At 46.6% G+C, this 14,008-nt stretch carries 12 protein-coding genes and 1 riboswitch; of the genes, 8 read left to right on the plus strand and 4 right to left on the minus strand.

All coding sequences use genetic code 11. The features are described from left to right. Position 1 precedes the first annotated feature (1 nt). The 3 genes from menH to DBZ36_RS16810 are packed head-to-tail and all read right to left on the minus strand — an operon-like array spanning position 2 to position 3,823. On the minus strand, positions 2–769 hold the full coding sequence (gene menH, locus DBZ36_RS16800; RefSeq protein WP_158589132.1) for a 2-succinyl-6-hydroxy-2,4-cyclohexadiene-1-carboxylate synthase: 768 nt from the start codon (positions 767–769) through the stop codon (positions 2–4). Next, entirely contained in the window at positions 759–2,495 is a 1,737-nt protein-coding gene (gene menD, locus DBZ36_RS16805; RefSeq protein ID WP_120356131.1) for a 2-succinyl-5-enolpyruvyl-6-hydroxy-3-cyclohexene-1-carboxylic-acid synthase, read from the minus strand. The genes menH and menD overlap by 11 nt, the downstream gene beginning before the upstream one ends. Beyond that, entirely contained in the window at positions 2,492–3,823 is a 1,332-nt protein-coding gene (locus tag DBZ36_RS16810) for an isochorismate synthase (protein WP_120356132.1), read from the minus strand. Before DBZ36_RS16810 ends, menD begins: the two co-directional genes overlap by 4 nt. 215 nt (positions 3,824–4,038) lie before the next feature. Between DBZ36_RS16810 and menA the strand changes: the two genes are divergently transcribed. From menA to DBZ36_RS16850, 8 genes are all read left to right on the plus strand, one after another. Further along, a complete protein-coding gene (menA, locus tag DBZ36_RS16815) occupies positions 4,039–4,932 on the plus strand; it encodes a 1,4-dihydroxy-2-naphthoate octaprenyltransferase (RefSeq protein WP_199711909.1) in 894 nt (297 codons plus the stop codon). 101 nt (positions 4,933–5,033) lie between these two features. Next, a riboswitch (TPP riboswitch) is annotated at positions 5,034–5,150 on the plus strand. 118 nt (positions 5,151–5,268) lie between these two features. Then, on the plus strand, positions 5,269–7,203 hold the full coding sequence (gene thiC, locus DBZ36_RS16820; RefSeq protein ID WP_120356133.1) for a phosphomethylpyrimidine synthase ThiC: 1,935 nt from the start codon (positions 5,269–5,271) through the stop codon (positions 7,201–7,203). Further along, positions 7,196–8,773 carry a thiamine phosphate synthase gene (thiE, locus tag DBZ36_RS16825; protein ID WP_120356134.1) on the plus strand — a complete coding sequence of 526 codons (1,578 nt, stop codon included), beginning with the start codon at positions 7,196–7,198 and terminating at the stop codon, positions 8,771–8,773. Before thiC ends, thiE begins: the two co-directional genes overlap by 8 nt. A gap of 3 nt (positions 8,774–8,776) precedes the next feature. Next, the gene (locus DBZ36_RS16830) at positions 8,777–9,532 is read left to right on the plus strand and encodes a HesA/MoeB/ThiF family protein (protein ID WP_120356135.1); all 756 of its coding nucleotides are present in this window, start codon (positions 8,777–8,779) and stop codon (positions 9,530–9,532) included. A 31-nt stretch (positions 9,533–9,563) separates the two neighbouring features. After that, positions 9,564–9,773 (plus strand): sulfur carrier protein ThiS, encoded by a 210-nt coding sequence (gene thiS, locus DBZ36_RS16835; protein WP_120356136.1) that lies wholly within the window; start codon positions 9,564–9,566, stop codon positions 9,771–9,773. 3 nt (positions 9,774–9,776) lie between these two features. Then, complete coding sequence (locus DBZ36_RS16840; RefSeq protein ID WP_120356137.1) at positions 9,777–10,547, plus strand: thiazole synthase; 771 nt, start codon at positions 9,777–9,779, stop codon at positions 10,545–10,547. Between the two features lie 3 nt (positions 10,548–10,550). Continuing rightward, positions 10,551–11,684 (plus strand): 2-iminoacetate synthase ThiH, encoded by a 1,134-nt coding sequence (gene thiH / locus DBZ36_RS16845; protein WP_120356138.1) that lies wholly within the window; start codon positions 10,551–10,553, stop codon positions 11,682–11,684. Between the two features lie 90 nt (positions 11,685–11,774). Then, positions 11,775–12,320: a putative ATP-dependent zinc protease gene (locus DBZ36_RS16850; RefSeq protein WP_120356139.1), complete on the plus strand. Its 546-nt coding sequence runs from the start codon at positions 11,775–11,777 to the stop codon at positions 12,318–12,320. Positions 12,321–12,397: 77 nt separating this feature from the next. Here the strand turns inward: DBZ36_RS16850 and xylA are convergent, their stop codons facing one another. Then, positions 12,398–13,717, minus strand: a complete 1,320-nt coding sequence (gene xylA, locus DBZ36_RS16855; RefSeq protein WP_120356140.1) for a xylose isomerase — start codon at positions 13,715–13,717, stop codon at positions 12,398–12,400. Positions 13,718–14,008: the final 291 nt, after the last annotated feature.

The following is a 14,008-nucleotide window of genomic DNA, read 5'->3' on the forward strand; positions in this document are numbered from 1 at the left end:
CTTAACCAATAAAGTTGATGACCGCGTTACAAAAGGTTTGCGGTTGTTCCAAGTGGGTATTATGCCCTGCTAAGGGAATGGGATTCCAGTGACAGTGATTAAAACTCTTAACATGAGCTTGATAAAATTGCTGATATTTTGTATCGAGTTCACCATTAATCAACATGACAGGAAAGTCTAAGCGAGCTAAGGCTTGGCTATAGTCGTTCTGCTTGGCAATGCTGGCAGACAAAATCGCTTGAGCTAGTATTTCTGGGTCTTGTGTTTGTCGTTGCTTGATAATGCGTTCTCGCAATGCTGGAGGCAGCGATTCGAAGACACTTTGCTGATACCACTGCTGGAGCGTTTGCTTTAAATCTTGTCGGACAAAGCGCTCTGCCCATTGTTGGTCCGCTTGCCACCGTTGGCTGCGTTCATTGTTACTACTGAGTCCAAAGTGGCTACTTTCGATAATTAGACTTTGGATCTCAAATTCGTTCGAGCTTAGATTTTGTAAACACAGTTCGATTGCAACCCGACCACCAAGCGAGTAACCCAGTAGGTGAAAGTCTCCGATTGCTTGCTGTTGCAGTTGTCGGCGAATGTGTCGCGCGTAACCCGGAATACCGTCGCAGCTTTGTTGAGCATTTTTACCATGGAAGGCTAAGTCTAGAGCAATGCAATTAAAGCGCTTGGACAGCAATTCTATATGTTGCTGCCAATCAATAGACTGCCCTAAAAACCCGTGCAGCAGCACCAGAGTGGGTTTGATGCTAGGCTTATGAGTCATGCTGAAGGCGCCCATCAATAGTCGCTTCTGTGCAAAGCTGACTGCGTAAAAGCTGATTAAATTGTTTGAGTAAGCTGCTTGCTTGGCCTGCAGGAACTTTATACTCAATAAGTAAATGTTGCTGCTTTTCAAAGGCTAGTGAGACGTTCTCGATGAGTTCAGCGCTGCTGGAAGTGACTTGATAATTTATATTAAATTGTTTGGCTGCGAACTCAAAGCTTAAGCCGTGCGGCATTTGATAGTAGTTGCGTTGGAGTGTTTCGTCACCAGCGCCGTCTAGCATTGCAAAAATTTCACCGCCATCATTATTAACCACCACCACCACCATAGAGCCGCTTAAGCGAGACCAAAGAGCCATGGAGTTCAAATCATACAGTGCAGAGGTATCTCCGATCAGCGCTAAACTATGGCCTGGTTGCGCTTGATGCATACCAAAGGAAGTGGCCAGTAGGCCGTCGATACCCGATGCCCCGCGACTAGCATGTACCCTTAGCGCTTGGGGACTAGACGCAAATCGGTCAAACAGTCGAATGCCTAAGCTGTTTCCAATAAATATCTGCTCTAGTTGGGTTAGGCGAGAACAAAGCACACTAGCTAAGCCTAACTCACTGTCGATGTGTTGTGCCAAAAACTGCTGGCTAAGCGCTTCGACCTTGGATGCTTGTGTAGTCCAATCACGCAGATAGGCGTGGTTCGCTTCAATGCGAGTCCTTGTTAGGTCGAGTTCAAGCCACTGCTGTTGCGCAAGCCTAGCGGGATTAAAAACACAGGGGCTATTTTCAATTAAATGCCACTGACAACCACGCTTTACTTGTTGCTCTAGCCATGTAGCGAGTGATTTACCGACTAATTGCGTACCAAATTGTAAAATGACGTCTGCATCTAAGGTGGTATTCGCTACTAAAGCTAAACTCTCGGAGTTGGCTAAGCAATGTGGGTGATGTAACAACTGCGCTTGGACGTCGGTCAATACCGGTAGTTGTTGTTGCTGTGCCCAGTCAGCTATGCGCTGCGCCCGGGTCGCATCGACTTGGCGTGCAATAATGACCAGTACCTTAGAACTTGCCGCAATGTTGAGTACTTGTTTGTTTTCATTGGGTTGCTCAAGCTCAGTTAAAGCCACTTCAGAACTTTGCCAAGTGTTCAGTTCAGTCAAATAATTTTCAAAGTCGATTGGATTTTTGTTGGGATACAGAGGTTCGCGAAAAGGACAGTTGAGCTGGACAGGGCCTTGAAGACTTAGCATTGTTTGCCAAAGTTGATCGATGCGAGAAAGCAAACTTAGGGCGCTTATCTCGCTTGAGGCTGCGGGTAAGTCATCACTGCCAACCACAAAGTTCGAAAAAATGCCGCGTTGGTCTATCGCTTGGTTAGCTCCAACCCCGATTAGCTCCTGTGGGCGGTCAGCGCTTAATACGAGTAATTGGTTTGCACTTTGTTTGGCTTCCACTAGCGCTGGTAACAGGTTTGCGACGGCGCTTCCTGAAGTGGTTAGAATGGCGACGGGTTGCTGGGTGCTTTTGGCGATTCCAAGGGCGAAAAACCCTAAGCCGCGTTCATCAAAGTGGGTAAAGCATGTGAGTGTTGGGTGCTGCGCTGCAGCGATGGTTAAAGGAGTAGAGCGAGAACCGGGTGCGATACAAATGCTATTCAATCCTAAGCGTACTAACTCTTCGATGATTAACTGCGCCCATAGTTCGCTAAAGTGACTCGCCATTTTTATCATGCGCTCAAGCTGTCCAAATCGAGTTGCAATAGATCTAAGAGAGCTGCGGTTTTATGGTTTAATTCGTCCCACTCTTCTTGAGCTTGACTGCCTTCAACAATACCTGCACCCGCGTAGGTATTAAGGCTGGTTGGACTTAACAAAGCCGAGCGAATGGCTACCGAAAACTCGCTGCGTTCGCCACTGAACCAACCCACTGCACCACTGTACCAACCGCGATCAAAACCTTCTTTTTGTTCGATAAAGCGCATTGCACTTGAGCGCGGTAAACCGCCAACCGCAGGTGTCGGATGTAGCGTACTCAACAACGCGGAATCATCAAGATCGGGACTGATCGTTGCATGGATTGGCCTTTTTAGATGCTGTACGCGACGTAATCGCAGCAATTCGGTGTGAGCTTGCGGCTGCACATGAAGGCTTATTTCTTGAAGTCGCCGAACTAGATCGTCGACTACAATTTGGTTTTCTCGTTGGTTTTTGTCATCTTCGAGCAAGCGATTGGCTAATTCAATATCTTGAGCGGGATCAATATGCCTTGGAGCTGTGCCCGCTAAAGCTTCGGTTCTAAGATCTAAGCCATCGCGTGAATAGAGGCGCTCGGGACTACAACCAACAAAACTGTGTACACCATCAAATTGAAAAACAAAGCTATAACACTGTTGTTCCCGTTTTTGCCAATGATCGATGAGGGTAAAAGGGTTCAATTCGCGGTCGAGCTTTATTTGGGTCTGGCGCGCTAACACCACTTTTGCAGTATGAGCTTGGAAGCTTGGGGCTGTGACTTCATCGACAAGTTTTTGCCAGCGTTCAAAATTAGGCTGATAACTATATTGGCGCAGTTGGCACGACAGGGGCGGTAATGGATGTGGGTCTTGCAAAGCATAAAATTGGCTTCGAATGAGTTCGATTTCTTGGCGTGGATTATTATGAAAATCCGCATTAATAACAAATTCACTCAATTGCGCATTTTGTCTTAGTTCAAAGCGAGGAAGAACAAATCTGCGTTGCGGAAATCCTGGCCACTGAGCGCTGCGACGACTAAATGCCATGCCGCCGTAGAATCGTAAACTGTCATCATTATGATTGAGGCTTTCGCAAGCATTTTGCAGTTGCTCAGGGCTGAGTAAATCGCATGCTTGTCCTACAAACGCGGTATGTGCGCCACTAGGCTCGCTCCAATAACCACGAACGGTATGTAATTGTTGATTTAGCCAGGCTAAGGGATCCACCTTCAGGCAGCTAAACTTTAGCTGCTGATAACCGGCCAAATTTGTTGCTGCTAAGCCTTCTAAGGCTTTTTCAAAGGCAGTCGAGTCGATACTAATCAAGGCTCTCGTCTTTCAATTCAGGGGCTTACTAGACCCAATTTGTGCATTTACACAATGTAGCGCTTTTGAGGCAAAGTTCACAGCCTCAACTTAAGCTGCTTTGACGTTGCGCAAACTAAACCGAAATTGGTTAAGTTTCTGAATTGTCGAGCAAGGCTTGTATGCGGTGAGTAAGCCGCTAAAATGTGCATATTCAATATTATGGAGTCGCACGTTTGAATCCTTGGATCCATGCTGCACGATTACGAACATTACCCTTGGCCAGTGGTTCTGTTTTGCTGGCATCTGCTTTAGCGGCAAGCCAGCAGCAATTTCAATGGTCAGTGTTTTTACTAAGCTTATGCACCGCGTTGCTGTTACAGATTTTGTCTAATCTGGCGAACGATTATGGTGACGCTGAAAAAGGCACCGATGACGAAACGCGGTTGGGGCCTAAACGAGCAATTCAGGCTGGTCTGCTAAGTGCTGAGCAGATGTTACGTGGTATTAAACTGTGCGCATTGGCGGCTTTAGTGAGCGGTTTATTACTATTAAAATTGGCCCTTGGTTCGCAATTATTGCCTTGGTTATTTTTTATCGGACTTGGAGCCATGGCGCTGGTGGCCGCTGTCGCCTATACGATGGGTAAGCGGCCTTATGGCTACCAAGGTTACGGCGATATCGCGGTATTTACTTTTTTTGGTTTAGTCTCGGTGTTAGGTACCTATTATTTGCATACCCAGACGCTGCCGATTTGGATTTGGGGCGCAGGTATTGCCAGCGGTGCGCTAGCCACAATGGTTCTCAATATCAACAATATTAGAGATTTAGAACCGGATAAAATGGCCGGAAAGACGACCTTTGCGGTAAAGCTAGGTCTGAGAAACGCCCGTTTATATCATTTGTTATTACTAGCGCTAGCCTTAGTCGCAAGTCTACAATTGGCGTTGCAATCGCAAACATCAATCTGGAGTTTAGTGTTTCTTTTTGCGTTGTTGCCCCTGTCAAAAGCATGCGTTCAAGTGCTGCGCAGCGACGATGCGCAAGTACTGGATCGGCAATTACCTGCAACTGCAAAAGCGGCGTTTTTGTGGAATGTTTTGTTTAGCATCGGCTTGCTATTTACTTAGTTTGTTGGGCAAAACGAAGCCGTTGTTGCCAATTAAGCCCTTGATTACTCATTCATTTAATTAAGGGCTTGTTTCTTGAACTAAAGCCCCCCTATAATCTATGCAACTTGTCGGAGTGCCGAAAGGCTGAGACCGTTGACTACAAATGTAGTCGTAGTACGGGATCCGTATAACCTGATCAGGATAATGCCTGCGCAGGGAACAAGGGGAAACCACCAATTGTTTGGGTTTCGTTTATCCCAAGATAATTAGTTTTTAACAGCATTATGCTGCATTCCTCCCGACAAGCCTCGTGTGCCCATGGCACAACACTCAATTAGAGCTCAGAGGCCTAACATGTCAAGTTCAAGTAAACCGTCGCGTCGTGAAAACCGCGCTGCTGCCCAAGCATTTATCGACACCTTAAAAGCGCAAGCGTTCCCTAACTCTACACGTATTTTTGTTGAAGGCTCTAGCCCTGACATTCAAGTCGGTATGCGTGAAATTCAACTTAGCGATTCCCTTGTTGGTGGTGGTAAAGACACTCCTATATACGAAACCAATGATCCGGTTCGCGTATACGATTGCTCTGGCGCCTATGGTGAAGCTAACGCAGACATCGATGTCAGACGCGGCTTAGATAAACTGCGCCAAGCATGGATAGAACAGCGGGGCGATACTTTTGTATTGGATCAAAAAAGTTCTAACTTTTCTCAGCAACGCTTAGCCGATGAAGGTTTAGACCATATTCGTTTTGAACAGTTACCTGCGGTTAGAAAAGCGCTTGCTGGAAAATGTGTGACCCAAATTCACTATGCGCGCCAAGGTATTATTACCCCTGAAATGGAATACATCGCTATCCGTGAAAACTTGGGGCGCGACTTGCTAGCTCAAGAGCTTAGAGACCAACAACAAAAGGGTGAAGGCTTTGGTGCGACTCTTCCAACGCAGATCACCGCTGAATTTGTACGTGAAGAAGTGGCTCGCGGACGAGCTATCATTCCTTCGAACATTAATCATCCCGAAGCGGAACCGATGATTATCGGACGAAACTTTTTGGTCAAAGTGAACGCCAATATTGGTAACTCTGCGGTGAGCTCGTCGATTGAAGAAGAAGTTGAAAAGCTAGTTTGGTCAACTCGTTGGGGCGCGGATACGGTAATGGATTTATCTACCGGGCGTTACATTCATGAAACTCGTGAATGGATTATTCGTAATTCACCGGTACCTATTGGCACAGTTCCGATATATCAAGCACTGGAAAAAGTAAACGGCGTTGCAGAAGACCTCACTTGGGAAGTCTTTCGCGACACCTTGATTGAGCAAGCCGAACAAGGTGTTGACTATTTTACGATACATGCTGGGGTGCTATTGCGCTATGTGCCAATGACAGCTAAACGTTTAACGGGCATCGTTTCACGTGGTGGTTCAATCATGGCCAAGTGGTGTTTGTCCCACCACAAAGAAAGTTTTTTGTATGAGAACTTCAAAGAGATTTGCGAAATTTGCGCCGCTTATGATGTTAGCTTGTCGCTTGGTGATGGCATGCGGCCGGGGTCAATTGCTGACGCCAATGACGAAGCTCAATTTGCAGAACTAGAAACCTTAGGAGAGCTGACCAAAGTGGCCTGGGCTCATGATGTGCAAGTTATCATCGAAGGACCTGGTCATGTGCCGATGCAAATGATCAAAGAGAATATGGAAAAGCAGCTTGAAGTCTGCGACGAAGCGCCATTTTATACATTAGGGCCATTGGTAACGGATATTTCTCCGGGCTACGACCATTTCTCATCGGGAATAGGTGCGGCGATGATTGGCTGGTTTGGTTGCGCCATGCTTTGTTATGTTACCCCTAAGGAACATCTAGGACTTCCCGATAAAGAGGATGTTAAGCAAGGGCTGATTGCCTACAAGATTGCAGCGCATGCCGCAGACTTAGCCAAAGGCCATACCGGTGCGCAAGTTCGTGATAATGCGATGAGTAAAGCGCGTTTCGAGTTTCGCTGGGAAGACCAGTTTAACTTAGCCATTGATCCAATCACGGCCCGCACTTATCACGATGCAACCCTACCGCAAGAGTCTGCCAAAGTCGCACATTTCTGCTCCATGTGCGGGCCGAAATTCTGCTCGATGAAAATCAGCCAAGAAGTGCGCGACTACGCCAAAGATTTAGAGCTGAAGAACATCGAAATTAGCGACAGTATTCAAGTTGGGATGGCCGAAAAATCACAAGAGTTTAAAGATAAGGGCAGTGCCATCTATCATGAATTGGAAGTGAGCAGTAATGGATAGCGAGACGGCTAACAATCAATCACCGCTGGTGTGGTTCATTGGTGGCTCGGATACGTGCTGCGGTGCTGGGATCCAAGCCGACTTACTTAGTGGCCATGACTTTTCAGTGCAAATTGCCACGGTTGTCAGCGCGGTTACTGCGCAGACCGCTTCGAGTTTCGAAGCTATTGAAGCGGTTGGGGATGATATTTTTCGTTCCCAAATAGAGGCTTTGTCCATCAATATGGTTCCAGCAGTTGTGAAAATAGGGTTGTTGGCTAATTCGGCGCAATTTACCATTGTGGCGAACATGCTGTTAGCGCTTAAAGCACAACTGCCAGGGATGTTGGTCGTTTTTGACCCGGTGGTTAAAAGCAGCACATCTGGGCACATGCAAAGTGGTGTGACGCGGACTGATTACGGAGTGTTATTACCCGTAGTTGACGTCATCACCCCCAATGCGCATGAGCTAGAGTTTTTGAGCGATATTGCTTGTGATAGCCCAACAGCAGTACTTAAGGCCTGCGCTGCGCTGCGTCACCAGGGGGTGAAAACCGTCATCGCCAAGGGCGGGCATTATAACTTCAATGATGCGGCGCTTGACTTACTTGTCGGTGAGCAACATATATTGCTAAGCAGTCCTCGCATACAAACTGAACATCAGCATGGCACCGGGTGCAGCTTCGCGAGTGCATTGGCCTCTATGCTGGCTTTAGGCTACCCATTAGAAGACGCATTCGTGGTAGCCAAAGCTTATATTAATCAGGGGCTAAGCGCGGCTACAGGCAGTGTGTCTAGTACCGGGCAACTTAGCACCGGTAGTATAGCGCACTTGGGTTGGCCAAAATCACGCGCGTTTTTTCCTCAAGTGATTGAAACTGGCGAGTTAGCTAAAGCTTATGCGATACCTCAACCAGCTTGGCCACTTCCAAAGGCTGCGTTTAAGGATTGTGGCGTACAAGCATTGGGATTATACCCAGTGGTTGACGATGTGCTTTGGATAGAAAAGCTACTCAATCTTGGCATTAAAACGATGCAATTGAGGATTAAAGACCCCAAGCGTAGTGACTTAGAGGCGCAAATTAAGAAAGCGATAATATTGGGTAGCCAGTTTGACGCGCGGGTTTTTATTAATGACTACTGGCAACTTGCAATTAAGCACAATGCTTACGGGGTGCACCTTGGACAAGAGGATATCCAAGCTGCGGATCTCGCTGAAATTCAGCTAGCGGGTGTGCGCCTTGGATTAAGCACCCATGGTTACTATGAACTGCTGCGTGCACACCAACTTAGGCCGAGTTACCTGGCTTTAGGACATATATTCCCAACCACAACCAAAGATATGCCGTCAAAGCCGCAAGGACTAAAGCGCTTAAAGGATTATGCCGAATTAATTAATGACTATCCCTTAGTTGCTATAGGCGGCATTGATGCCTCAAAAATGTCAGCGGTGGCGCGCTGTGGTGTTGGCAGTATTGCAGTGGTGCGAGCGGTTACTCAAGCCACTGATTTACAACAAGCCGTGACTCGACTACAGGGCCTTATGTATGATGAAGATATACAGCAATCTTTGTCATCGATAGGAAGCTAAGCCATGTCCGTATCCCTACTAAACGACCATCAAGCCCGCCGCTATAGCCGTCATCTGCTACTCGCAGATATTGGTGAAATCGGGCAACAGCGCTTGCTAGATGCCAAAGTCTTGTTAGTTGGAATGGGAGGGTTAGGGAGCGTCGCTGCTCAGTATCTAGCTGCGGCAGGAGTAGGGCAATTGGTGATTGCCGACTTTGACACACTTGAAGAAAGCAATTTGCAGCGGCAAGTTTTGTACCGCGAGTCTAACCTTGGGCAGCTCAAGGTTGAAGCCGCGCGAGAACAGCTACTAAGCATCAATAGTGAGCTCCAAGTACGCACCGTGTCGCGTCGACTTGAAGGTCAGCAGTTGCAAATGGAAGCGCAGCTGGCTGATGTTGTGCTTGATTGTAGCGACAATATAGCAACGCGCTATGCAGTTAACACGGCATGCAAACAGACGAATACGCCCTTGATAAGTGGTGCCGCGGTTGCCTTTGATGGGCAGCTGATGATGTTTGATTTTAGGTCAACATCTGCTTGTTACCAGTGCCTATTCCCCAACGCCGTTGAGCAGCAATTAAACTGCGCAACGGCAGGTATTTTGGGGCCGGTTGTCGGCACGATGGCAACCTTACAAGCTTTAGAAGCGCTTAAGTTTATAGCGCAGATGCCCTCACCACAGTGGGGGCGCTTTAGTCACTTTGATGGCCGAAACTTAGAGTGGATGCACGTTAAGATTCGGTCTAACCCTGAGTGTCCGTGCTGCGCTAGTTAGTTGCATCAGACATTGGGGAATGGAGAATTGAATGAATCAAATTCAGATATTACTAAATGGTCAGCCGCATAATCTGACCCCCCCAATGTCATTAAGCCAATTATTGAATCAACTAGATGTTGAAACAAAAGGCACTGCCATTGCGATTGATGGCGAGGTTATCCCAAGTAGTGACTGGTCAGAGTTTCCGCTTGAACAAGGCCTTAAACTACAAGTCTTTCACGCGATAGCGGGGGGCTAAACGATGTTAACCATAGCAGAGCATCAATTTAGCAGCCGTTTATTCACCGGAACCGGGAAGTTTTCAAACTCGCAACAGATGCTTTCAAGCCTTGAGGCAAGTGGCAGTGAGCTGGTCACCATGGCCATGAAGCGACTCGATCTGAAGTCTCGTGGTGATGACCTCTTAGGTCCGCTGTTGGAAAGTGGAGTCAAACTTTTACCCAATACCTCAGGAGCTTATACAGCCAAAGAAGCGATACTGGCTGCGCGATTGGCCAGAGAAGCCTTGCAAACACCTTGGTTGAAGCTAGAGATCCATCCCGACCCTCGTTATTTACTTCCAGACCCAATCGAGACCTTAGCCGCCGCAGAAGTGTTGGTGAAAGAGGGGTTTGTGGTGCTGCCCTATGTGCATGCCGATCCTGTTTTGTGTAAGCGCTTAGAAGAAATTGGTTGTGCGGCAGTGATGCCGCTAGCGGCACCTATCGGCAGTAATCAAGGTTTGCAGACCCGAGACTTTTTGAAAATAATCATCGAGCAGTCTCAAGTTCCAGTGATCGTTGATGCTGGAATTGGGCGCCCTTCTGATGCCGCGCTCGCTATGGAGTTAGGCGCAGATGCGGTGTTGGTTAATACTGCGATTGCAGTAGCAAGCGATCCTCAAGCGATGGCGCTAGCGTTTAAACTAGCCGTTGAAGCAGGACGCATGGCCTACCTAGCCGGTCTAGGGGGGCAATCAATTGCTGCCATAGCCTCCAGCCCAATGACCGATTTTTTGAATGCGGGTGCTTAAATAATGGCTATCGCAAAAAGTTTTGAACAAGAGTTGGCGAACATGGACTGGGATCACCAGCGCATGCAACTCTTTGGCGTCAATGCCAGCTCGGTTGAAGCGGCAATCGCCAAAGCACAGCGAGGACAACGCTTAGCTCTACACGATTTCCAAGCTTTAATCTCGCCCGCTGCTGCGGACTACTTGGAAACGATGGCTCAATTGAGTCAACAGATTACCCAGCAACGCTTTGGCAAAACACAACAGCTTTATATACCGCTGTATCTTAGTAATTTATGTAGCAATATTTGCAGTTACTGTGGTTTCTCTATGGAGAATAAAATACGCCGCAAAACTTTAGATATGAGCGAACTTGAAGACGAGCTCTTAGCCATCAAAGACTGGGGTTTTGAGCACATTCTATTGGTAACAGGTGAGTCTGAGCGCCGAGTGGGTATGGATTACTTTCGTCAAGTTTTACCCAAAGTTAAGCAACATTTTTCACACTTGAGCATGGAAGTTCAGCCCTTAGAGAAAAAGGAATATCAAGAGTTACAAAGCCTTGGGCTGGACGCGGTATTGGTCTATCAAGAAACCTACCATCGGGCTCACTATGCTCAGGTTCATGTTAAAGGCAAAAAAAGTGATTTTAACTATCGTTTAGATACCGCTGAGCGCCTTGGTGAAGTTGGAATGAAAAAAATAGGACTTGGGGTTTTGCTTGGTTTAAGTGACTGGCGGGTGGATAGCTACTATCTAGCTATGCATCTACAGTATTTACAAAAACGTTACTGGCGTAGTAAATTTTCGATTTCCTTTCCACGCTTACGTCCCTGTGAAACAGGGTTTCAACCGCGTTCGCTGATTGATGAGCGTCAGCTATTGCAACTGATTTGCGCTTATCGCCTATTTCAGCCTGATGTCGATATTTCACTTTCAACCCGAGAATCAGCGCATTTTAGAGACAACGTTATCGCTTTAGGGGTGACCACAATGAGTGCGTTCAGTAGTACTCAGCCTGGTGGCTATGCTCAAAACAGCCAGCAATCTTTAGAGCAATTTTCAATAGATGATAATCGCACTCCAAACCAAGTGGTAGCTGCAATTCAAAAAGCGGGCTATCAGGCGGTTTGGAAAGATTGGGACAGTCACCTATAGTTATAGGCGCGAATTGTTATCAGTATCGCTTGCCATAGTGCTAGCGACTGAGCCACAATTTATAGCTAATCGAATTAATGGAGTAAATTGATGTTGAAGCTAAATCCGATATTTGCAGGTCTTACAATGATGGTTCTCGGAGGCTTGGCGCAAGCTAGTGAGACATCGACAGTAGGTGCTCTAGAAATGATTCAAGTTGAGGAAGCCCAGCTTGAATTCTTAACTCGTATTGATACAGGCGCTGCAAGCACATCGATACATGCTATCAATCTCCGCCTTGAAAGTGGTGATGAAATTATCGACCAAGACGGTATGTCCGAAGCTGAGCTTCAAGACAAAGTGAAACCAGAAATGGAAAGTCATATTGGCCAGAAGTTGGTGTTTTCTACCGAAAATGAGAAGGGTGTCGAAACTGAAGTAAAAGCAGTTATTTCAGATGTCATTGGGGTGCGTAACTCACAAGGTAAAGAGTACCGCTACAAAGTGAAGCTGGATTTGCGTTGGCAAGATGACCATAAAGAAGTGGCAGTGAATCTTAGAGATCGTAGTAAAATGGAATACAAGCTATTGATTGGCCGCGATTGGCTTGAAGGTGACTACTTAGTTGATGTTGAGCGCAATAAAGACTTAGACTAAGAGCGCGATAAATACTAACGAAAAAGCCGAGGCAAATGCTTCGGCTTTTGTATATCTATGTATCACTAAACTTAAGTTTAGCCATAGATGTGGCGGTTAATCACGTTCTCAAGACGCTCTTGCGCACCTGAAACGTGCTTAGGATCTAGCTCTTTACTAATGGCGTGTTTGGCAAGGCTTTCTAAGCTGAAATTACCAGCAAGTACGTCTTTACCAAAGTCTGTGCTCCAGCCTGCATAACGCTTGGCGATAGACTTGCTAAGCTCGTCGCTTTCAATCAATGAAGCCGCTTTTTCTAGCGCTAGTGCACAAGTATCCATGCCGCCGATATGAGCGTGGAAGAAATCAATTGGGTCGATACTTTGACGACGAAGTTTAGTATCAAACATCAAGCCACCTGTGGTAAAGCCGCCAGCTTTAAGAATGTCATGCATAACTGGCGTCCATTCTTCTACACTGTTCGGGAATTGATCCGTATCCCAACCTAGCTGCGCATCGCCGCGGTTTGCATCAATTGAACCGAATAATCCTAGTGAAATAGCAGTCGCGATTTCATGGTGGAACGAATGACCCGCTAAGGTTGCGTGGTTAACTTCGATGTTAACTTTAATTTCGTTTTCTAAACCAAATTGCTTCAAGAAGCCATAAACCGTTGCCGTATCATAGTCGTACTGATGCTTGGTTGGTTCAGCTGGTTTAGGCTCGATAAGGATAGTGCCTTTAAAGCCAATCTTATGTTTGTGCTCAACAACCATTTGGAAGAAGCGACCAAGTTGCTCGCGTTCTTGGCGCAAGTCGGTATTTAGTAGTGTTTCGTAACCTTCACGACCACCCCAAAGTACGTAGTTCTCACCACCAAGTGCATGGGTTGCGTTCATGGCCGTAAAGACTTGAGTTGCCGCATAAGCGAATACTTCTGGATCTGGGTTTGACCCCGCACCTGACATATAACGAGCATGTGAGAATGCGTTTGCAGTGCCCCACATTAGTTTCATGCCAGTTTCATCTTGTTTCTTGCCTAGCACGTCCATCATCACTTTCATGTTTTCGACGTACTCTTTGATGCTGTTACCTTGCGGTGCTACATCGATATCGTGAAATGAGTAGTAGTTCACACCTAATTTCGTGAACAAATCAAAAGCTGCATCAGCTTTCATTTTTGCCATGTCCATTTCATTACCAGGGCGCTGCCATGGACGGTCAAAAGTACCGGCTCCAAAAATATCGTAGCCATTCCAGCAGAAGTTATGCCAGTAGCAAGCAGAAAAGCGCAGGTGCTCGGCCATGGTTTTACCAAGGATGACCTTTTTCGCGTCGTAATGACGGAATGCGAGTGGGTTAGTCGATTGAGTTCCCTCAAACACGACTTTTTTTAAATCGCCAAAATAGTTCGACATGAAGTGCTCCTGTTGCCCTGATTTGAAACGTAAGTGTTCAGGGGGTGCGTTGAATGTGCCCCCATTGTTGAGAGTTCTTTGTCTTTGCACAATTATGAAAAATACCCAAGCTTATTTTGCTATTTACTTTTCGTGCGCTAGCTCTCACTTTAATTAGTGTTAACGCTAACTTTTGTTGCTTATTTTATAAGAATTGTAGTATTCGTTGCTCGTTGAGATGCAATGTGCCCTAATAAAAGAATCAGTTAGGCGCCATCATTTATGTATTTTCGCGATTAATCTTCCGATTTT

The sequence above is a fragment of the Alginatibacterium sediminis genome, from assembly GCF_003610775.1.
Classification (GTDB): domain Bacteria; phylum Pseudomonadota; class Gammaproteobacteria; order Enterobacterales; family Celerinatantimonadaceae; genus Alginatibacterium; species Alginatibacterium sediminis.